At 65.6% G+C, this 20376-nt stretch carries 17 protein-coding genes and 1 pseudogene; 12 read left to right on the top strand and 6 right to left on the bottom strand.

Translation table 11 applies throughout. From position 1 onward, the window contains the following. Positions 1-6 precede the first annotated feature (6 nt). Positions 7-570 carry a hypothetical protein gene (locus DNK56_RS21180; RefSeq protein ID WP_111337083.1) on the top strand — a complete coding sequence of 188 codons (564 nt, stop codon included), beginning with the start codon at positions 7-9 and terminating at the stop codon, positions 568-570. A 281-nt stretch (positions 571-851) separates the two neighbouring features. Here DNK56_RS21180 and DNK56_RS21175 read toward each other — a convergent pair whose 3' ends face one another. Next, positions 852-1526 (bottom strand): transposase family protein, encoded by a 675-nt coding sequence (locus tag DNK56_RS21175; RefSeq protein ID WP_111337081.1) that lies wholly within the window; start codon positions 1524-1526, stop codon positions 852-854. 296 nt (positions 1527-1822) lie between these two features. On the opposite strand from DNK56_RS21175, the gene DNK56_RS34765 reads away from it, so the two are divergent. The 3 genes from DNK56_RS34765 to DNK56_RS36500 are packed head-to-tail and all read left to right on the top strand — an operon-like array spanning position 1823 to position 2724. Next, complete coding sequence (locus DNK56_RS34765; RefSeq protein ID WP_146610446.1) at positions 1823-2020, top strand: hypothetical protein; 198 nt, start codon at positions 1823-1825, stop codon at positions 2018-2020. 20 nt (positions 2021-2040) lie between these two features. Further along, complete coding sequence (locus tag DNK56_RS21170) at positions 2041-2529, top strand: hypothetical protein (protein ID WP_111337079.1); 489 nt, start codon at positions 2041-2043, stop codon at positions 2527-2529. Positions 2530-2589: 60 nt separating this feature from the next. Next, positions 2590-2724 (top strand): Imm7 family immunity protein, encoded by a 135-nt coding sequence (locus DNK56_RS36500; protein ID WP_199563661.1) that lies wholly within the window; start codon positions 2590-2592, stop codon positions 2722-2724. Positions 2725-2852: 128 nt separating this feature from the next. Here the strand turns inward: DNK56_RS36500 and DNK56_RS21160 are convergent, their stop codons facing one another. Further along, the gene (locus DNK56_RS21160) at positions 2853-3941 is read right to left on the bottom strand and encodes a barstar family protein (protein WP_241990042.1); all 1089 of its coding nucleotides are present in this window, start codon (positions 3939-3941) and stop codon (positions 2853-2855) included. A 173-nt stretch (positions 3942-4114) separates the two neighbouring features. On the opposite strand from DNK56_RS21160, the gene DNK56_RS21155 reads away from it, so the two are divergent. From DNK56_RS21155 to DNK56_RS21145, 3 genes are read left to right on the top strand one after another with little or no spacing between them, the layout of a single operon-like run. Continuing rightward, on the top strand, positions 4115-4498 hold the full coding sequence (locus DNK56_RS21155; protein WP_111337077.1) for a type II toxin-antitoxin system RelE/ParE family toxin: 384 nt from the start codon (positions 4115-4117) through the stop codon (positions 4496-4498). After that, positions 4495-4833, top strand: coding sequence for a helix-turn-helix domain-containing protein (locus DNK56_RS21150; RefSeq protein WP_111337075.1), 339 nt, complete (start codon positions 4495-4497; stop codon positions 4831-4833). Before DNK56_RS21155 ends, DNK56_RS21150 begins: the two co-directional genes overlap by 4 nt. Next, positions 4833-5084 (top strand): helix-turn-helix domain-containing protein, encoded by a 252-nt coding sequence (locus tag DNK56_RS21145; RefSeq protein ID WP_241990041.1) that lies wholly within the window; start codon positions 4833-4835, stop codon positions 5082-5084. Before DNK56_RS21150 ends, DNK56_RS21145 begins: the two co-directional genes overlap by 1 nt. 151 nt (positions 5085-5235) lie before the next feature. On the opposite strand, the gene DNK56_RS21140 is transcribed toward DNK56_RS21145, so the two are convergent. The 3 genes from DNK56_RS21140 to DNK56_RS21130 form a co-directional block, all read right to left on the bottom strand. Next, a complete protein-coding gene (locus DNK56_RS21140) occupies positions 5236-5493 on the bottom strand; it encodes a Txe/YoeB family addiction module toxin (protein WP_111337071.1) in 258 nt (85 codons plus the stop codon). Further along, the gene (locus DNK56_RS21135) at positions 5490-5747 is read right to left on the bottom strand and encodes a type II toxin-antitoxin system Phd/YefM family antitoxin (RefSeq protein WP_111337069.1); all 258 of its coding nucleotides are present in this window, start codon (positions 5745-5747) and stop codon (positions 5490-5492) included. The genes DNK56_RS21140 and DNK56_RS21135 overlap by 4 nt, the downstream gene beginning before the upstream one ends. Before the next feature lie 169 nt (positions 5748-5916). Next, on the bottom strand, positions 5917-6069 hold the full coding sequence (locus tag DNK56_RS21130) for a hypothetical protein (RefSeq protein WP_241990040.1): 153 nt from the start codon (positions 6067-6069) through the stop codon (positions 5917-5919). Positions 6070-6670: 601 nt separating this feature from the next. Between DNK56_RS21130 and DNK56_RS21125 the strand changes: the two genes are divergently transcribed. The 5 genes from DNK56_RS21125 (at position 6671) to DNK56_RS21105 (ending at position 19547) form a co-directional block, all read left to right on the top strand. Then, positions 6671-7315: a hypothetical protein gene (locus tag DNK56_RS21125; protein WP_199563662.1), complete on the top strand. Its 645-nt coding sequence runs from the start codon at positions 6671-6673 to the stop codon at positions 7313-7315. Positions 7316-7390: 75 nt separating this feature from the next. Continuing rightward, the gene (locus DNK56_RS21120; RefSeq protein ID WP_111329449.1) at positions 7391-8554 is read left to right on the top strand and encodes an IS4 family transposase; all 1164 of its coding nucleotides are present in this window, start codon (positions 7391-7393) and stop codon (positions 8552-8554) included. 272 nt (positions 8555-8826) lie between these two features. Then, the gene (locus DNK56_RS21115) at positions 8827-12321 is read left to right on the top strand and encodes a LamG-like jellyroll fold domain-containing protein (RefSeq protein WP_241990039.1); all 3495 of its coding nucleotides are present in this window, start codon (positions 8827-8829) and stop codon (positions 12319-12321) included. A gap of 136 nt (positions 12322-12457) precedes the next feature. Then, positions 12458-19291, top strand: a complete 6834-nt coding sequence (locus tag DNK56_RS21110) for a polymorphic toxin-type HINT domain-containing protein (protein ID WP_111337067.1) — start codon at positions 12458-12460, stop codon at positions 19289-19291. Between the two features lie 4 nt (positions 19292-19295). After that, on the top strand, positions 19296-19547 hold the full coding sequence (locus DNK56_RS21105) for a hypothetical protein (protein WP_241990038.1): 252 nt from the start codon (positions 19296-19298) through the stop codon (positions 19545-19547). A gap of 166 nt (positions 19548-19713) precedes the next feature. Here the strand turns inward: DNK56_RS21105 and DNK56_RS36820 are convergent. Then, positions 19714-20264, bottom strand: a pseudogene (locus tag DNK56_RS36820) (tyrosine-type recombinase/integrase); the annotation flags it as partial. Between the last annotated feature and the right edge of the window lie 112 nt (positions 20265-20376).

Genomic DNA, 20376 nt, shown 5'->3' with positions numbered 1-20376 from the left:
CCTGAAATGATGCACAACAGCGACAGCCTGGCGGCAGAGTTCCAGCGACTTCAGGTTCGCCCGGATGCCGGATCCGCGCCGCCTGTCCTCTCTCTCTTCGCCGTCGATGTCTCCGGCGACGCCGCAGAGTACGAGCAGCGTCTGCGTTCGGTCCTTTCGCCTGCCGTCCACTTGGGGGCCACTGCGGATTTCGAGCAGGAAAGCCTGGCAGTCAACGACGTTCCGGCCTGGTTCGCCGCTGTTGGCTCCGGTCACGAGGAGCGCGTCCCGCAGTTCGCCAGGGCCGGCCGCGAGGAATACCTGGCGCACACGAGGGGCGGCCGGCCGTGGGAAACGCAGGACTGGCTGTACCGCTTCGACCCCGAGGAGGACTCCCGGGGCTGGGAGTGGTGGGACGCCACACCAGTCGGACCGTCCCGCATCCACATCTGGGTGGACAGCTGGGGAGAATCCTTCTTCGGCTGTCAGGAATTCCTCTGGGCCGCGTACGTGGCCGGCGCGGTTCGGGTCGACGGCCCCACCCTCCAGAAATCCACGGTGTGGTCGGCGGAGGCAGGACCGGCACGTTGAGCCCGGTTTCGGTGCCATTCGGGTGAAGACACCTGTCTTCTTCTCCATTGCCGATATCCAAGAGGAACTCCTCACCCCGACCGTTTCAGCCAAACATGCAGGTAATAGCCGCTTTAGCCGTTCATGGACCGCATTGATTCCCAAGCTCGGAGCCCGAATCGACGTAAGGCATCACAGCCCAGCATTTCCGATCTCCGCCGCGCCAAATTTGCCCGGCGCGCAACGGCAGCACTCTCGAAGCTCACCGGCCCTGAGCACGGCACAGTGAGCCTTTTCCAACCTCACGTCGAAACGTGGTGAAGGACGACGACCGCCTTCACCACGTCCGTGATCCGGTTCGTGCTGCAGCGGAGCTTCCGGAGGAGGCGCCAGCCCTTGAGGGTGGCCATGGCGCGTTCGCCGGGGCAGCGGATTGTGGCGTGGGTGGTGTTGTGACGACGCTTCCATCGCTTGAGGCGGCGGCCACGAAAGGGCACCCGGACAGGCCCGCCGGTTCCCTGGTACGCCTTGTCCGCCCAGCATTTGAGGTCCGCCTCAGCGAGGGCTTTGGTGATCCCATGGTGGCGTGCGGCGGTCAGGTCGTGAGTCGAGCCGGGCAGAGCCGGTGAGGCCCGAAGCAGGTGTCCGAACGGGTCGGTGGGGACCTGGACGTTCATGCCGTGGCGTTTGTGTTTCATCTGGATCCTCTTCATCGCCTCGGCCGGGGATGGGGCGAGGGCGGCCAGTACGTCGACGGCCTCGCGTATGTACCGGAAGGCGGTCGCGATCCCGATGCCGAATCCAGCGGCAAGCTGGGCGTAGGTGTCACCACACCACAGGTGGGCGAGGGCGAGCAGAGCCTGGCGCCCTGGTGCCAGTCGTCGCCACCGCGTGCCGATCTCCTGCCGCCGGGAGGTGAGATGTCCGGCCAGATATCGCAGGGCGCGACTGGACAGGTCGATCGACGACGGAGACAAGCACGCGAAGCTCCTGGCAGCACGGTGGATCTTGGTCGTGACACCGTCTACCAGGAGCTTCGTCGTTGCGCAGGAGCGTCCAACTCGTGGCTGCCCTGCGAACCGCTTCGTGAGGGCTACACCTCCTCCCCAGACTTCAAGAAAGACCCTTACCACCCTGACGTCGTCGAGAGCCGAATCGAGGCGAATCGCGAGCTCTACGGTGTCAAGGACCCAGACGCCAAGGGGATGATCGGGGCCAACAGCACACAAATCACAGCAAGACCTCGTGGAACCATGGGCCGTACCGGATCGACGTGGAGAACCCAGACCCTGGCGGGCGAGCGGGGCAGCTCCACTTCCAGGATCAGAGCAACAAGGGTGCGAAGCACCAGTACGACTTCGAGACAGGAAAGTTCGAAGGGCTTCCACGCAGCATCGAGAAGGCTGTCGGAAGCAGTCCGGGCTTCATCGCAGGGATCAGAAAGGGGCTCGCCGCACTCGGCGAGGGATAGGTATGCGAAGCAATCCCAGGATGCGGGAGATCCTACGGACGACGGAGGTCTCCGACCTGACGGATGAGGAAATTCCTCCGATGTTCCGCGAGGTCGCTGAACGCGGTTGGTCCGTCACTCCGTCTGGGGGGAGGGTGCTGACCGACCTCCGTCCGGAGACATCCAATACCTATGCCGACCGACTCGCTGAGGAAGCAACGATCAACGGGAGGGGGATGACCGACTATGACCTCCCTGCCGCACCAGACGAACGCACTCCCCTCCTCACCCGGCGGTGCATGGCATATGTGTGCGCCTGCCTCCGGAAGGCACATGAGCATTTCGGTGACACTCAGGTGAAGGCATATGTATCCCTCTCCTTCGCTGATACTGAAGAGGCCCTTCCCACCTCGAACGTCACCTTCTGCACCCCGCTTCCCGGTGTTCGCCCCTACATTCCGAATATCGAGGCCGTTACGGACACAGCCGTCGCGGAGATCACGCTGGAGGACTTTTCAGCTTGGGCCTGAGAGCTCTTGGGTTTAGCGTGGCCGGGCGATACTAGACGAGAGCGGTCGCTTGCCAGAAGAATGAGCCCAGGTCGCACTAAAAGTGCGCAATGCCAGGGAAAATTCCACGTTCGAGTGATGGCCAGGGGCAAGCTGCACAGTCGCTTGGATCCGTTCCTATCACCGGCCCGCCGAGTCATCGAGGACTGGCCTTGATCTCTCGTGACAGTCCATCGGTTTCTTCGTCGAGCCGTCTCGGTTGTTCGGGTCGATGGCGGGCATGACGGTGGCCGCCGCCGGACGCCGGTCAGCTCGCGCGCCGCGCGCGTTCGGGCGCCTGCGGCTTACCGGAGGTTGACCGTGGCGCCGCGTTGTTCGAGGAGTCGCACGATGTCCTCGAAGTAGGAACGTCCGTCCTTCGGATCATCCACGACGTTCGCCAGGGCTCGGCGCGCGATTTCGGAGTTGTGCCAGGTCAGGGTGAAGGGAGGGGTTACTCCGAATCCTCCGTGCAGGCAGTCCTTGAACGAGTTCCACTCCCGGCCGAAGTAGCGGCCGGGTCCGAGCAGGGCCTCGGCGATCGCGCAGTGCAGTCCGGCGGCGTCCGTGACGAACCGGCCGTCGAGGTGGTGCTCACCGCCGGACCGGTCCGGCCGGGGCGCGGGCATCCGCCAGGCACGGGTGGTGAGGTCCAGCCACGCGTCCCTGCCCCGCGAGTCGTACGGCGCCCACAGGTTGGGGTGGGCAGGCGGGCCCTGGTACCACTCCGCCCAGACCGGGCGGACCGCCGGGGACGGCCGGTCGTCACCGCCGTCGGTGAGGGTGATGTCGACGAGAGCGCCGCCGAGCACGGACGGTCGCGCTCCGGTGATGGCCAGGCCCACGGGGCGGGAGGCCATCACGGCACCATGACGGTCCAGGACCAGGAGGTCTGCCCAGTCCCGCTCCGATCGACGGGGTCGTCGCAGCGCCGCGAGCAGGGGCTCCGCAGGCTCGCAGCCGATCAGCTCCATCGGAACGGGGGCCGGGTCCACTCTCGCCCTGAACAGGCCGTCCACGCCGGAGCACCGGCCCGCACTCGCTGTTCCCGCGAACAGTTCGAAGCGCGGCCTCGCGGGTGGCTCGAAGAAGCCCTCCTCGTTCCTGACGCCGGCGCCGAGCACGATGTCGTACCGTTCCGGATCGGCCGGGTGGGGCTGGCAGGCCAGCACGACCGCATCGACAAGAGTCCACCACTGCACGGGCTGCTCGCCGTCCCAGACCTCGACACACACGTCGCCCGGACCCCGTAGCGAGACACCGGGCTCGGCCAATACCTCGCTCAGAAGGCCGTCGGGGCGACACCCGCGGAGGGTGAAGACCTCTCGCGGCGGCGGGACCGGGTCGGCGAAGAGCCCTTCGACCCCCGCGCACCTCCCCCAGAGCTGTTCCACGCCGTCTTCGTCCTCCTGAACCAGGAGGTACTTCACCGGAAAACCCCGGCCCCACGCGGCGTGCTCTGCGACGCGCACCCAACCCCCGAACATGCGAGCAACCGTCGCGCCAACGATACGGACCCCCGGCAGCGCGGCTGCACTCGTACCCGGCGCGATATATCATCGACGTTATGGACGGCGGGCGCTACTCGATCGAGATCGAGTCGGAGGTACGGCTCTGGCTGGAGAACATTCCCGCCCATCACTACAAGCAGGCCGAACGCATTGCCGATCTCCTCGCCGAGCAGCCCACCACGCTCGACGAACCGCACTCCCGCCATCTGGGCGGCAAGCTTCGCGAGCTGCGCTTCCGCCTCGGCGATGCCCATCAGCGGATCACCTACTGGCTGGCGCCCGGCCGACGTGTCGTGCTGCTCACCGTGTTCCGCAAGACCAAGATGCGCGAGCAGGCCGAAGTGGACCGCGCCCACGCCGCACAGCGATTGTGCGAGGCAGAGCATGAAGCCGCCGCCGAGCACGACCTATACAGCCGCAACCTCAAGGAGAACCGATGAACCACAGCGAATGGAGGACCCGTCGCCACCGCCGGCTGCTGGGCGAGCACCTGGACGCCGACCCCGAGTACGACCGGGTCTACGAGGAGGCCGGCCTCGCCATGACGTTGGGCAAGGCCGTCTACAACCGGCGCAAGCAGCTGGGCCTGAGCGAGGCCGCTCTCGCCGAGCGTATGCACGTCGACGTCGATGACATCGAAGGCATCGAGACGGCCACCGAGCTGCCGCCCATGGCGGTCATCATGCGCCTGGCCCGCGCGCTGGACCTCACGGTGGATGTGCACCTCGCCGGTGGAGACGAGCCCACCGTCACCATCGTCGCGCCAGCGGCCTGATGCGGGGAGGCACCATGCAGGACCCGCCTTCCACTCTCGCCCGTGAGCTCGGACAGCTCGTCCACGACCGGCGCATCGAGCTCGGGCTGTCCCAGGCCGAGCTGGCCGAGCGGTGCGGGATGAAGCAGCCGCAGATCTCCCGCTTCGAAGGCGGCGGGACCGTGCCCACGCTTCCCCTCCTGCGCCGCCTGGCTCAGGCTCTCGGCGCCGACCTGACCATCAGCCTCGCCCCGCACGACAAAGCCGCCTGAGCCGCGCCGATGTCGCGCGCCACCGGAACGCTGTGCCCCCACCCCGGCCCGGCTGAGGCGACGGGATCATCGAGAACACCGTCCACCGGACCAGGGACAAGCCTGGGGCGGTTCTCGGTGCGCTTGCCGAGCCTCTTCCTGCCCGGGTCGGTCAGTAGTGGTCGCGGGCCTGGATGATCTCCAGGCCGCCGGAGTCGGTGACGCGGTAGACCAGCCGGTGTTCCTGCGTGATGCGGCGGGACCACCAGCCGGACAGGTTCCCTTTCAGCGCCTCGGGCTTACCCCTGCCCTCGAAAGGGGTCCGCTTGACCTCCTTGATGAAGTCGTTGACCCTGCGGAGCGTCTTGCGGTCGGTGTCCGCCCAGTGGGTGTAGTCCTCCCACCCGTCGTCCGAGAACGACGTCTTCACTCGTCCTCCGTGTCGATCAGGTCTCGTACGGTGCCGCGGCCGGCGTCCATCTGCTCGATGGAGCGCATGAGGCGGGCGGCGTTGCGGGGGGAGCGCATCAGGTACATCGTCTCCTCCCAGGCGTTGTAGTCCTCCTCGGACATGATCACGACGGTGCCCGCCTTCGACGTGACCCGCTCGGGCGCGTGGTCTTCGGTGACGCGACGGATCAGACCGAAGAAGTCCTTCCGCGCTTCGCTTGCGTTGATGGTCATGAGCTCCTCCTGCGCATGTCGCCAGGCTCCTAGAACGTACTTAAAACAGTACCACTCTTGTACGAAATTCGGTACATGAAGATTGCGGCCTTACGCCTGCCTCAGCCCACCGCCACCGGCCGTGCTCCGATGTGCGGCCTGGCTTGACTCCCGCGACGACAGGGACGTTTCACGTCCGTTTGTAGTACTCGATCTCGCCCAGGGCTATCGGGTGACCGGCCTGTTGGCCTGTGGCCTCTCGGATGACGAAGGTGATGGCTACGACGTCGCTGATGCCCATCCGCAGGGTTTGTTCGCCCGGTTTGTCAGCCAGGGGCATCATCTTCGCCAAATGACTCCCCATCCTCCGTCGCGGCAATAAGCCATTTCCCTTGACGGCCGGCAGATTGCCGGGCCCGACCGGCGCCGGACTGGCATGAAGATCGCCCTGGAAAGACCGATAGATGCAGGTGGACCCGAATGTTCCGCAACCACGTGGATTCGAGCCGGATCACTCCAAGAACAGCGGGTGTGGTCAAGCACTTCCTGGCGAGTGCGGGCGCTCGCGGATACCCCTAACCTCACGGCCGGCAGTCGAGCATGTGACCAGAAACACACTCGAAGGTAAACCTTTTCATCATGCAACGAAAATCACAGATGGAGCTTCCTGACGGATTCGCGCATACGGCGAAATTTCTGCCCTGATAGCGACTGGCCAGCCTTCCTAAAGATCACTTAAGTTCACACCGCAAACAAAGGCACGTTGTGAGTGGGGCGGGAAGAGTATGCGAAGAAGGCATCACAGAAAGCAGCGTTGGTTGGGGGTGGCTCTAACGGTTGCGCTGGGGGCTGGGGTGTTGCCGGGCCTGTCGATGGCGGCGTCTGCTCCGGCAGCTGCCGCGTCTGGTGACACGGCTCCGGACAGCGGTGCCACTCCGGCCGGAGTGGCATCGGAGACCGAGGCGCTGGCTCAGGCGAAGAAGTCGGGCAAGCCGGTGGAGGTGCTTGCCCAACGGGGTGAGGCGCGGGAGGTCTTCGCCACGGCGGACGGGAATCTGGAGACGCGGGAGTACCTGCGTCCGGTCTGGACTCGGTCGGGCGAGGGCTGGGAGCACGTCGACACCACGCTGGCGCGACAGGGTGACGGCACGATCGCCCCGGCCGCGACCACGGTGAAGTTGGCGTTCTCCGGTGGCGGGGCCGAGGAGCCGCTGGTGCGTATGGAGCGAGCAGGCCGTGCGGCGAGCCTGACCTGGCCGGCGTCGCTGCCGGCACCGGTATTGGACGGCGCGGTGGCTACCTATCCGTCGGTGCTGCCGGGCGTGGATCTGCGGATGACGGCGCAGGAGGACGGCTTCTCGCAGCTGTTGGTGGTCAAGACGGCCGAGGCGGCGCAGAGCGAGGAGCTGGCTGAGCTGCGGCTCAAGCTCGGTACCGAAGGCCTGGATGTCGAGGAGACAAGCCAGGGCGGTTTGCGCGCGGTTGACAGTGGTGCGGGTGGCACCGTTTTCGAGGCGCCGCAGCCGCTGATGTGGGACTCCAGTGAGGGCGATGCGCAGACAGCGCAGCCCCCAACGTCGCTCGCTTAGTTCATGATCGCGTAGAGTCTCGGTCTTGTGCCGAGAGATCACATAGTTGGTGAGACGTACCCGGAGCGGGTCCGGATGGGGGTGCTGTCGCGTACGTTCACGCCCGAGCTGGTCGACTTCGTGGTCGATGAGGCGGGGGCGCGCGAGGAGCGGACCCGGTCGTTGCCGGCCCGGCTGATGGTGTATTTCGTCCTGACGATGTGGCTGTTCAGCGGTGACGGATACGGCCTGGTGCTGCGGGAGTTGGTGGAGCACTGGCCGCGCCGGGCGCGGGAGGTGTGGCGTCCGGCGCGCACGGGGTCTCTGACAACGGCGCGGGCCCGGCTGGGTGCGGGGCCGCTGCGACTGCTCTTCGACCGGGTCGCCGGTTGCACCGGCACTGCGGCCACGCCGGGGGCTTTCTGGCGCGGGCTGCGGCTGACCTCCATGGACGGCACACTGCTGGACGTTCCTGACAGCGAGGCGAACGCTGCCGCCTACACCCGTGCCTCCAACGGAAATCGGCCTGGACCGTACCCGCAGGTGAGGCTCCTCGCGCTGGTGGAGTGCGGCACGAAGGCGTTGATCGGTGCGGTCTTCGACTCCTTCGCCGTCGGCGAGCGCACCTTGGCCGCCCGCCTCCTGGTGCACCTGCGGGAAGGCATCCTGTTGATGGCCGACCGGGGCTTTCCAGCCTATGAGCTGTGGCGGGCAGCCGCGGTCACCGGGGCCGAACTCCTGTGGCGGGTCTCGGATTCCTTCACCCTGCGGCCGCATGAGGTTCTGGCCGACGGCACCTTCCTCACCCGCCTGAACGGGCCGCGCGGCGCCCGGATCACCGTGCGCGCCGTGGAGTACACCGTGGTCACCACCACGATCGGCGCGGACGGCGACAGTGAGGAGACCTCGGAGCTGTTCTGCCTGATCACCACGCTCCTGGACCCCGAGGCGGCACCCGCCGCAGAGCTGGCAGAGCTGTACACCGCCCGCTGGACCAGCGAGACGATCTTCAAGCACATCAAGATCGAACAGCGGGGAGGACGCACCGCGACCCTCCGGTCCAACAGTCCCGCCATGGTCGAGCAGGAACTGTGGGCCATGCTCTGCGTCTACCAGGCCGTACACGACCTGGCCGTGGACGCCGCCCACCACGCGAACCTCCCCGTCTCGCACATCAGCTTCAAGAACACCCTCGCCGCCGCCCGACGTTCCGTCGGCGCGGACTTTCCCCCCTCGGCAACTGGCCGCCAGGATCCGTGACATCCAGGCCGACCTGACCCGCGAGGCCGTCCGTCCCCGCCCCGGACGTGCCGCACCCCGCGCCACCAAACGCAGCACCACCGGATACCGCACCCTCAAACCGGACGAGCCCGCCACCACCAAGGTCACCCACACGATCAGCCTCTCGCTCTTCCCCGAAGAACGACGACCACGCAAGCCGCGGGCGAAGCCGAGACCCCTGCAACTCGCCCCGCAGGAAACGACGTCACCGACACTCAAAGACATGGCGACGGCCATCTAATAGAGCGACGTTGGCGCAGCCCCTGAGTGCGACCGGTGACGACGACGGTGCCAGCGGCGGGCGCGAGGAGCCGGGCGCGGCCGAGTCGGGGCAGTTGGCGCCGGTCGGTGTGGAGGTCACCCCGGACGATGAGTTGGTGCTGACCCCGGACACTGATGTGCTCAAGGGAGAGAACACCGCTTATCCAGTGTTCATCGATCCGCAGTGGTATTCGCCGCGTGCGTCGGCGTGGACGATGGCGTCGAAGTACTGGGCGTCGTCGCCGCAGTGGAAGTTCAACGGCGAATCGGACGCCGGCATGGGCTACTGCAATTGGGCGTATTGCCAGCCCCATGACACCAAGAGGCTTTTCTACCGTATACCCGTTTCCAGGTTTGCGGGTAAGTCGATCCTGTCGGCAGAGTTCGTGGTGCGTAACACCTGGTCAGCGTCGTGCTCGGCGCGCTCGGTGGAGCTGTGGGAGACGAAGGGTATCTCGTCGTCGACGACGTGGAACTCACAGAACGCGTCCGGGTTCTGGGTCAAGAAGCTGGCCTCGGATTCGTTCGCGTACGGCTTCTCGGGTTGCAGTGCCAAGGATGCCGAGTTCAGTGTGAAGTCGGCCGTGCAGGCGGCGGCGAACGCGCACGACTCCGCCATGACGTTCGGTCTGCGGGCGGGCAGCGAGAGTGACGGCTACGGGTGGAAGCGGTTCTCGGACGAGGCGTTCCTGCGGGTGAAGTACAACCGGCCTCCGTCACGGCTGAAGTCCTCGCAGCTGACGATGGAGTACGGCGGCACCTGCAAACCCGCCTCGAAGCCTGCTCGGGTACGCACCCTCGGCAAGATCACAGCGAACAATGTGACGGACCCGGACGGCGACAGCGTCTCGGTGCAGTTCCAGGCGCACTGGGACGGGGGTACGTGGAGCCCGGCCAGGACCAGTGCCAAGAAGTCGGGTTCCGACTTCACGATCAGCCTGCCCTCGTCGATCCCGACCAACAAGACAGTCAACTGGTACGCCCGCGTCTATGACGGCGGGCAGTACTCACCGTGGTCGTACGCTGGTGACGCGCAAGCCTGCTACTTCATCTACGACACGGCCGTGCCCAAGGCGCCGACCGTGTCTTCGAATGAGTACCCGGCCTCCGACCCGGAGGACCCGCAGGACCCGTGGTACGACGGGGTGGGGCAGTACGGGTCGTTCACGATCGACTCGGCCAGCACGGATGTGACCACATACTGGTACGGCATCAACACGGACCCGTCGTCCAAGAACAAGATCACGACGTCGGGCGGGGCCGCTGAGATCGCGAAGGTGCTGCCGTCCAAGCCCGGCGTGAACTTCGTGACGGCCCAGGCATTCGACTCGGTCGGCAACGGCAGTGAGATCCGGACCTACCAGTTCCGGGTGAAGGCGGGCCAGCCGGCCCGTGCGACGTGGCAGCTGGACGAGGGCGCCGGCGCGAGCGAGGCCAAGGGCTCCACACCGGAGCGCGCGCTGGCCCTGCACGGCGGCGCGACTCCGGGTGTGGCAGGGGCGGATGGTACGGCGGTGCATTTCAACGGCACCGACGCCTACGCCTCCACCGACCTCTCGCCCGTCGACACCAGCAGAGGCTTCGCCGTCTCGGCGTGGGTGAAGCTCGATACGATTCCGACCGCGACCGCGGACGTCGCCCTGATTCCGGGCAACAACGCACCCGGTATGGAGCTGTACTACTCCACAACGTACGGCTGGTCGTTCAACCAGTACAGGTCCGATAGCGCCTCGGCCGGTCTGGCGCGTGCCGCCCAGGGTGACACCAGCCAGGTGCAGGCCGGTACCTGGACCCACCTCGTTGGCTCCTACACGAACAGTGCCTCGACCCAACAGTTGCAGCTGTTCGTGGACGGCGTGCTGGTCCAGACGGTGCCCTACGACACGCCGTGGACCGCGCGGCGCGGCCTGCTGGTGGGCGGCAAGAACTTCACCGGCACTCCAAGCGCCCTCTTTCCCGGCACCATCGATGATCTGCAGATCTTCGACAAGCCGCTCGCGCAGGACGAGGTCGACAAGCTCAAGGTCAAGCAGAGCGTGGGCGACCCCGGCCGTCCGGCCATCGCCATCTTCGACATGGACGACGCGGCCGATGAAACCGTGCTGAGCGGACACGGCGGCGTTCTGCCCGCCAAGTACAACGGCACCGTCACCACCGGCGTGGCAGGCATCGCGGGCAAGGCCGCCAAGTTCAACGGCACCAACGGTTACGCGAAGATCGGCCAGACCAGCGGCCCGCACGTCAACACCGAGCGCAGCTTCACCGTCTCGGCCTGGGCCAAGCTCGACACGAAGCCGACCAGCGCCGCAGTGATCACCGCCCAGGCCGGCCAGGTCGCCCCCGGCTTCGAGCTGTACTACTCGGCCGCCTACGACCGGTGGGTGTTCAACCAGTACTCCAGCGACAGCACGAACGGCACTCCCGTCCGCGCGATGCAGCCGAACGGAACCACCGCCCGGACGGGTGAGTGGGTGCACCTGGTAGGTGTGCACGACGTCGTCGCCAACACCCTCACCCTGTACGTGAACGGGGCCAAGGCCGGCTCGACGACGCTGTCGGGGGCCTTCTACGCGAACCAGTCGATGTACATCGGTGCGTCCAACTACAGCGGAGCCATGGGCTCCTACTTCCCCGGCACCATCGACGACGTCCGGATCATGGACCGGCCCGTCTCCGCCGAAGAGGTCGCGCAGATGTTCCGCCAGCGCCCGCTGGTCAAGGCCCGCTGGAACTTCGAAACCGTCACCACCGGAACCCCGGCCACCAGCCCGGACTCCTCCGACAACGCCAACACGATGACCCTGGGCGGCCAGGCCCAGCAGGGCTCGGGCCAGATCGACCTCAACGGCCTGCAGCTTGATGGCGTGGCCGACTACGCCACCGCCAACAGCCAGCCACTGGACACCTCCACCAGCTTCACCGTCACGGCCTGGGCGCAAGCCGCGGCTCTCCCCACCCAGAACACGACTGTCGTCTCCGCCGACGGAACTCACACCAGCGCCTTTGACCTGCACTTCACCCCGGATGTCGCGAACACCGACGGGATGGGCAGCTACAGCGTGGACATCCGTTCCAGCGACGCTGTCGGTGCGGCCACCGACAGCGTCGCGAGTACCACGTTTTACAGCGCAACGGACTGGAACCACCTGGCCCTGGTCTATGACGGCTTCGCCAAGGAAGCCAGCCTGTATGTCAACGGCACGCTGCAGGAGGTCGCCTGCGCCGACGCCGACGGGAACGGTGACGCGGATGACGCCTCCTGCCAGGACCTGATCGCCTGGGCCGACAACGTCCTCGCGTTCAAGGCAGGCGGCACCCTGCAGGTCGGCCGCGCCAAGGTGGGTGACGCCTTCGGGCAGTACTTTCCCGGCGTCATCGACGACGTCTGGGCCTTCCAGGGCGCCCTGAACGAGAGCCAGGTGCAGCAACTGACCGGGGCAGGTCCTGACTTCCCCACGGATGTCCCCAGCGGCAACCAAAGCTGATCCACAAGCGGCGGGTGGGCGGACCTGTCGATGGTCCGTCCACCCGGCACGCAGGAACCACCTGCGGAATTTTCATCAATTTCCATGTTTGACCCATATAGGTGGTCAGGCGCCCAACTTGAAGGGCATCTCACGTATGAAAGCCGCCCCCGGGGCAAGATCGCTCCGCAAAATGTCACTTGTACTGTCCACGGTCCTCATAGGCAGTCTGCTACAAGGGGTGGCTGCTCCTGTCGCGGCTGCCGCGTCCAGCCTGCCCGGACTGCCCGCCTCAGAGAAACCGGTCGCCGGCTCGAAGAACGCGAAGATCAAGCCGCGCGCACAGCACACGGGGTCCCGCGTTCCGAAAACTGCCCCGCACGACACGCTACCGAAGGCTACCGAGGCCACCACAACGCTTCCGGCCCCAGGAACAAAGGGTGCGAAACGGTTCGCCTCGCCGAAGGGGCAGCCGATCGGGATCGCACGCGCCACGAAGCCTGCGGCTGGCCGGAGCAAGGCGAAGAGCAGCGTAGCCAGCGACGCTCTGGCGCTGAACGGCGTCACCTCCCGCGTACTCGATGCCACGCACGCCAAGCGGGCGGGTGTGAAGGGACTGCTCTTCGCCCTCACCCCGAAGGCCAACGGCTCCTCTGACAAGGGCACGGCGCCCGTCGACGTCGCCGTCGACTACTCCTCCTTCGCCCAGTCCTTCGGCGGCTCCTACGCCTCCCGTATCCAACTGGTCGAACTGCCCGCCTGTGCGCTGACCACGCCGGAGCAGGACAAGTGCCGCGAGGCACGGCCGGTCGCGGCGGTCAACGACACGGACCAGCAGACGCTGACCGCCAACGCCGTGTCTCTCCAGGCGGGCACCCCCACGGTCCTGGCTGCCACGGCGGCAGCAGAAGGGGACAAGGGCGACTACAAGGCCACTTCCCTCTCGCCTTCCTCTACCTGGGTCACGAGCCTCAACACCGGTGACTTCACCTGGTCCTACGACTTCCAGACCCCGGAAGTACCGGGCGGGCTGAAGCCGAGCGTCGGTCTCTCGTACTCGTCGGGTGCCATCGACGGGCGCACCGGAAACACGAACAACCAGGGTTCCTGGGCCGGTGACGGGTTCAGCCTGTGGCCCGGCTCCATCGAGCGCAGCTACAAGCCGTGTGCCGACGACGGTGAGGAGCACGCCGACGGCAACAAGCCCGGCGACCTGTGCTGGGCGTATGACAACGCCTACCTCTCGTTCAACGGTGCAAGCGGCGAACTCGTACAGACGAGCACCAACAACTTCAAGCTGAAGAACGACGACGGGACGAAGATCTCCCGCTTCTTCAGTACCAGTAACGCCAATGGGGACAACGACGGCGAGTACTGGCGTGTTACCACTCCGGACGGCACGAAGTATTACTACGGTATCAACCGGCCGAGTGGCTGGGCTGAAGGTAAGGAGTCCGCAGACTCGGTCTGGACGGTCCCGGTCTACGGGAACGACAGCGGCGAGAAGTGCCACGGCGCGACGTTCGCCCAGTCCTGGTGCCAGCAGGGCTGGCGGTGGAACCTCGACGTCGTCGTCGACACGCACGGCAACGCCATCACCTACCACTACGGCAAGGAGAACAACTCCTACGGCCGTAACCTCGAGGCCGACGACGACACGTCATACGTTCGCGGCGGGTACCTCAAGAAGATCAACTACGGCCTGCGGTCCAGCGACTACTACGCCAAGCCGCTCGCCCAGGTCGTCTTCGACAGCAAGGAACGCTGCCTGCCCCAGACCGGCGTGACCTGCGAGTCCGACACGATCGACTCCAAGTCCGCCTACTGGTACGACACACCCTGGGACCTGAATTGCGAGGCCGGCACCAGCTGCGACAACGGCCGGCTGTCCCCGTCTTTCTGGACCCGCAAACGCCTGACCGGCATCACCACCCAGGTACTCAACACCGCGGGCACCTACGACAAGGCCGACTCCTGGAAGCTTGAGCACCACTGGGGCACCGCCGACACCGACTACCAGCTCCTGCTGGACAGCATCCAGCACACCGGTGAATCGGCGACCCCTGCCATCACCCTCCCCAAGACCACCTTCGACTACACACAGCTGCAGAACCGCCTCGACAAGACCGGAGACGGCTACGCCCCGTTCATCAAGGCCCGGCTCTCGACCGTTGCCGACGAGTCGGGTGGGCAGATCGACGCCAACTACTCCGCTCCCGCATGCGACTGGAGCGACCTGCCGACTCCCGAAACGAACACCACAAGGTGCTTCCCCCAGTACATCGGCGGGGACAATACCGCTGACGCGGACCTGCAGTGGTTCAACAAGTACGTCACCACGTCCGTGACCGCGACGGATCGCACCGGCGGGTCGCCGGACCAGGTCACCCTGTACGACTACCTGGGCGGCGCCGCCTGGCACTACGACGATGACGACGGGCTGACCAAGGAGAAGGAGAAGACTTGGTCCCAGTGGCGCGGTTACGGGCACGTCAGGGTCAGGACCGGCGGCCAGGGCGGCGCCACCTCGATGAAGACCCAGCAGGACAGCTACTTCCTGCGGGGTATGAACGGTGACCGCCTCAACACCACTGGAGGCACCAAGTCCGTCTCCGTGACCCTGGGCGAGGGTGAGGGCGACCCCATCACCGACCACGAGGCCGTTCCCGGCTTCGGCTACAAAACAGTTTCCTTCGACAAACCCGGCGGCAAGGTTCTCAGTAAAACTGTCAGCCGTCCCTGGTACCAGCAGACTGGAGAAAAGGTCCGGGACTGGGGCACCGTAACCTCGAACTTCACCGGTACTTCCAGCAGTAAGACCTGGACATCACTGGACGCGGGCGCAGGCACGGAATGGCGTACCAACTCAACGGCCACCAAGCATGACAACATCGCTGGCAGAGTGATCGAAGCCGACGACTTCGGCGACACTTCCACCTCTGCCGACAACACATGCACGCGTACCACCTATGCGGGTGACGCAACCACCGCGATCCTCAGCAAGTCGGTGCGCACGGAGACGGTCGCGAAAGCATGTGACGCGCCGGTCGACCGGACCAAGGACGTTCTGAGCGACATCCGCTCGGTCTACGACAATGGCGCCTACGGAGCCGCCCCCACGAAGGGGAACGTCACCGCGGTCGCCTCTCTCAAGAACCATGACGGCGCCAAGGCCACGTACTTGGAAGCCGGGGCTACCTTCGACATCTACGGCAGGCAGCTGACCGCCACCGACCTGACCGCCGATGTGACGGTTACGGACGACGGCACCCCTGTCCGCACTGCCCGCACGGACGGCCGCACAACCACAACCGCCTACACACCCGCTACCGGCTTCGCCACCCAGATGAAGGTGACCACCCCACCGGCCAAGGCATCCGACGCGACAACGGCCCAGGTCACAACCACGAGCTATGCCCCTGTGCGAGGGCTGGTCGCCAAGCAGAGCGACACGAACGACAAGGTCACCGAGTACGCCTACGACGCACTCGGCCGGACGACCAAAGTCTGGGCCGCCGATCGCCGCAACACCCAGACACCGACCAAGCAGTTCGTCTACACGATCGTCGAGGGCAAGCCGGTCGCGGTCGCGACCAAGTCGCTGAACAACACCGGCGGGCAGATCACGTCGTACGAACTGTTCGACGGATTCCTGCGAAGCCGTCAGGCCCAGGAACCCGGGCCCGACGGCGGCAGCGTCATCACCGACACCTTCTACGACGAACGCGGCCTCGTCACCAAGACCTTCGCCCCCTACTACGTCACGGACGCGCCCAGCACCGAGCTGTTCAAGCCGGAAAACGCACTGTCCGTCGAGACCCAGACCCGTACGACGTACGACGGACTGAACCGCGCCGTACAGACCCGGCAGATAGCCGGCAACGGTGACGGCGGCCAGGTCCTCCGCACCACGGAAACGACTTACGGCGGCGACCGCGTCACCGTCATTCCTCCGGTCGGCGGAACAGCCACTACAACCCTGACCGATGTTCGCGGCAACACCACGGAGCTGCGGCAGCACCACACCCGCTCGGCCGACGCGGCCTACGACAGCACCACGTACCACTACACACCGCGCAACGAGCTGGACAGGGTCACCGATCCCGCCGGGAACCACTGGACGTACACCTACGACCAGCTCGGCCGGAAGATCTCCTCGACCGACCCGGACCAGGGCACGACCACCACCACGTACGACGACCGCGGCCAGGTCACGTTCACCCAGGGATCGCGCACCGACGTGCCCGGACTGGCGTACCTGTACGACGGCCTCGGCCGCCAGACCGAGGTGCGTGAGGGCTCCGCCACCGGACCCCTGCGGACCAAGCAGGTCTACGACACGGTCACGGGCGCCAAGGGGCAGCTCGCCGAATCCACCCGGTACGTGAACGGCCAGGCATACACTTCCAAGATCACCGCCTACGACAGGCTCTACCGTCCTGTCCGGACCGCGGTCGTCATCCCCGCCGCCGAGGGCGCCCTCCAGGGCACCTACCAGACCGTGACCACTTTCCTCCCCTCCGGCCTCACCGGAGGCGTGAGCTACTCCGCGGCCGGCTCCCTGCCGGGCGGTTCCGCCAACTACACCTACGACAACGCAACGCTCCGCCCCGCCACGGTCTACGGCGAGGGCATGACCTCCAGCGTCAGCTACAGCCTCACCGGCAAGCCGCTCCAGTACCAGATGAGCCTGACCTCGGGCGGCAAGATCACCCAGGTCACCAACACCTACGAGTGGGGCACCCAGCGCCTGGCCACCTCCCGCGTCGACCGCCAGGACCAGCCCGGAGTCGACCGGTACGCCACCTACCACTACGACGAGGCCGACAACGTCCGCTCGATCTCGGACACGTCCCGGACCGGTACGGACAACCAGTGCTACACCTACGACTACCTCGGCCGACTCACCGAAGCCTGGGCACAGCCCACAACAACCTGCGCCGCCGCACCAGCAGCATCCCAGGTCGGAGGCCCCGCCCCGTACTGGCACAGCTTCACCTACGACAAATCCGGCAACCGCACGACGCGGACACAGCACGACATCACGGGTGACACAGCCAAGGACATCAAGGACACCTACACCTACCCGACACCCGGTACGGCCCAAGCACACAGCCTGAGCTCCCGCACCACCACTGAACCTGCCGGGTCCACCACTGACACCTACACCTACGACCCCAGCGGGAACATGATCAGCCGTCCCGGCCAGTCACTGACCTGGGACGCCGAAGGCCACCTGGCAAGCGTCGCCAAGAACGGCGAGACCACCAGCTACCTCTACGACGCCTCCGGCAACCGCCTCATCGGCCGAACCCCGACCGAGACCACCCTCTATCTGGGTCATACCGAAGTGACCCTCCCCACCGGCACCACCACGCCGCGTGCCACCCGGTACTTCGACCTCGGCGGCGGCAACATGGCCATCCGCAGCAACGACGGCACCTTCGCCTTCACGATCGCCGACCACCACGGCACCGGCGAACTGTCCATCCAGGCGTCCAGCCTCGCCATCTCGCAGCGCCGCTCCCTCCCGTTCGGCGGAGAGCGCGGAACTGCACCCACGGCCTGGCCCGGGACCAAGGGCTTCGTGGGCGGCACCGACGACACCAAGGCCACCGGCCTCACCCACCTCGGCGCCCGCGAATACGACGCCGGCCTCGGCCGCTTCATCTCCGTCGACCCGGTCCTCGACCTCACCGACCCCCAACAGATGAACGGCTACACCTACAGCAACAACAACCCCGCTACGTTCTCCGATCCCACTGGCCTGTACCTGGACGACGGTACCGGCCACAGTGAGCGGCGCACAGGGAAACAGCGCAAGGGCGCCGGCAAGGCGCCTGGGGGTACCGGGACGAACGGCTGCTACTACACCTGCGATCAGGGAAGTGTCGATCCTTTCGAAGTGGGCTACCCCACCGCTACCCGCAACGAAGCACGGGCGACGCGTCTTCTCATTTACCGGGCCGTCGAGGCGCGATCCACTCCAGAGCAGTACGAGGCCTGGATGACGAGATATCGCGTCGAAATGCAGAAGAATTGGAAGAAGTATGGCGATGACGTCGAAGACGTTATCGCGACTGCCGTGAACATTTGCTTCTATGTGGGCATTTGCTCGAAGGCTATGGTGGATTACACCTGGGCTGTCGACATGGCCTTCGGGGCGAAAGCTGGATTGTATGAAGGGAGTGGACCCAAGGTTGGGCCACTGAAGGGGACAGAGCTTAATAGGACGCTCGCTGGATGCCGCTGCTTCCCGGCCGGAACGGGTGTTCGCATGGGTGACGGCACCGCGAAGCCCATAGAAGATGTCAAACTCGGCGATAAGGTTCTTGCTACTGATCCAGAAACGGGCAAAACTGTCGCGAGTGAAGTCACCGCAACAATTGTCACGGAAAGTGACAAAAAGTTCACTGAGTTGACGATCGCGACGGGCGCAGGTGAAGAGCGCCTTGTGGCCACGAGTGAGCATCCTTTCTGGTCTGCTGCTGAGAAGAAGTGGATCGAGGCCGGCAGCCTTAGGCCCGGTGCTGCTTTGCGCACACCGGACGGTCGCACCGTCGAGGTCGTACACTCTAGGCACTACGAGGACTCGGTACGCACCTACAACCTGACCGTCGAGGGTCTGCACACGTACTACGTACTCGCTGGTCAGACTCCGGTACTCGTTCACAACAGCAACTGTGACCCTCGTTTCTCGGTCGACTCCAGGGGGAATGCCACCGATCTCGCCAATCCGGGCGGCAGGGTCGGCGTCCCGAAACTTGAAGGTGGCACTCTACAGGAAGTGGGCGGGCGCGTCTGGGGTTCCGGAGATCCCTCTCACCTTATAGGGACACGCTCTCCGACTGAATTGCGAGGGTTGGCAAGTAGGGGTGACGCGGAGAAATTGCAGGACTTCTACCAGAGTGCAGCGCTCGCAGGAAAGGGCGGCAAGACCGCACCGGCGCGCGTGACACTGACTCAGGAGATTATCGATGCTTGGAGATAGCCAGGTGAACGAGGGAGGAAAGGTCGTAGACCTGAAATTTGCGGCGGCGCGGGGGGAAAGCGTCGAGGTGTGCTTCGAACCGGTAGGAACCACCTTCTCCCTGAGCGACGGCGAGGCCGTATTTCTCCGGACCGCAATCTCGAACGTGGCCTCGCTTGAGATTGTCTCGTGGCCCAACGGGATTGGGGTTTGGGTCCCCTATCCCGGCGACTACGCGATCATTGACTCAAAGGGGAATGAAATCGATACACTCTAATTCTCTCCCGTAAGGGAAGAGGGCCGCTGTGGATGCGTTTCGACATTTCCGGCGAGAACGCACAGTCAGCAGCACCTGGAGGAATCCACGGATGCAGATCTGAAGCCCTGCCAGTTTCATCTGGCAGGGCTTCAGCGTGGTCTGACGGCAGTAATTGATGGCAGCGTCAGCGGACGGCGGCTCCGGTGAAGGGTGGTTCGTCGCCGTCATCGGGCTTGCCAGTGATCTCGGCGGGGTTGCGGAGAGCGTGTCCAAGGAGGTCGATGGCGTCGCGTTGGAGGCGGAGTCGGACGTGGGCCTACACGGTGGCGGTGACACTGATGTGGCCGTGACCCAACAGCTCCTTGATAACGACGAGTTTCACTCCTTGCTCCAGGAGGAGGGTCGCGGTCGAGTGGCGGAGGTCGTGGAACCGGATGCGGCGAAATCTGGCCCGGCGGAGCAGGATGTTGAAGTGCCGGGTGAGGCGGGCCCTTCGATCGGGGTGCCGCAGGGACGGGTGAAGACGTAGCCACTGTCTTTCCAGCCCGTCCCCGCCGTCTCGCGTTCCTTGCGCTGCCGGCCTCGGTGCTGTTCGAGAGAGTGTAGGCACGGTGTCGGTAGGGCGATGCGTCGTTCAGAGCTCTGGGCTTTGGTCGGGAGAAGGGTCAGGCCGCTGGAGTTGGTGCGTTGGAGGGTGCGTCGGATGCTGGCGGTTCCGCAGGCAAAGTCTAAGGGCTGTCCCGTAATCCCCGGTGGATCAGCGCGCGGCGTCAGATGCGGTGCATCGCAAGGCGGAGGGGCGTTCGCATACTGGACGTATTCGGACGTTCCGACAACGCAGCGAGGT

Source organism: Streptomyces sp. AC1-42W, from assembly GCF_003248355.1.
GTDB lineage: Bacteria > Actinomycetota > Actinomycetes > Streptomycetales > Streptomycetaceae > Streptomyces.
Note: the sequence above shows the minus strand (reverse complement) of the source record. Positions and strands in the feature narration are given on the sequence as shown.

Excerpts from the sequence above, each read along its gene's own strand:
- DNK56_RS21180 (WP_111337083.1), top strand. The coding sequence starts at position 7 with ATGATGCACAACAGCGACAGCCTGGCGGCAGAGTTCCAGCGACTTCAG.
- DNK56_RS21170 (WP_111337079.1), top strand. The coding sequence starts at position 2,041 with ATGCGGGAGATCCTACGGACGACGGAGGTCTCCGACCTGACGGATGAG.
- DNK56_RS36500 (WP_199563661.1), top strand. The coding sequence starts at position 2,590 with ATGAGCCCAGGTCGCACTAAAAGTGCGCAATGCCAGGGAAAATTCCAC.
- DNK56_RS21155 (WP_111337077.1), top strand. The coding sequence starts at position 4,115 with ATGGACGGCGGGCGCTACTCGATCGAGATCGAGTCGGAGGTACGGCTC.
- DNK56_RS21150 (WP_111337075.1), top strand. The coding sequence starts at position 4,495 with ATGAACCACAGCGAATGGAGGACCCGTCGCCACCGCCGGCTGCTGGGC.
- DNK56_RS21145 (WP_241990041.1), top strand. The coding sequence starts at position 4,833 with ATGCGGGGAGGCACCATGCAGGACCCGCCTTCCACTCTCGCCCGTGAG.
- DNK56_RS21135 (WP_111337069.1), bottom strand. The coding sequence starts at position 5,747 with ATGACCATCAACGCAAGCGAAGCGCGGAAGGACTTCTTCGGTCTGATC.
- DNK56_RS21130 (WP_241990040.1), bottom strand. The coding sequence starts at position 6,069 with ATGATGCCCCTGGCTGACAAACCGGGCGAACAAACCCTGCGGATGGGC.
- DNK56_RS21120 (WP_111329449.1), top strand. The coding sequence starts at position 7,391 with ATGGGGGTGCTGTCGCGTACGTTCACGCCCGAGCTGGTCGACTTCGTG.
- DNK56_RS21110 (WP_111337067.1), top strand. The coding sequence starts at position 12,458 with ATGAAAGCCGCCCCCGGGGCAAGATCGCTCCGCAAAATGTCACTTGTA.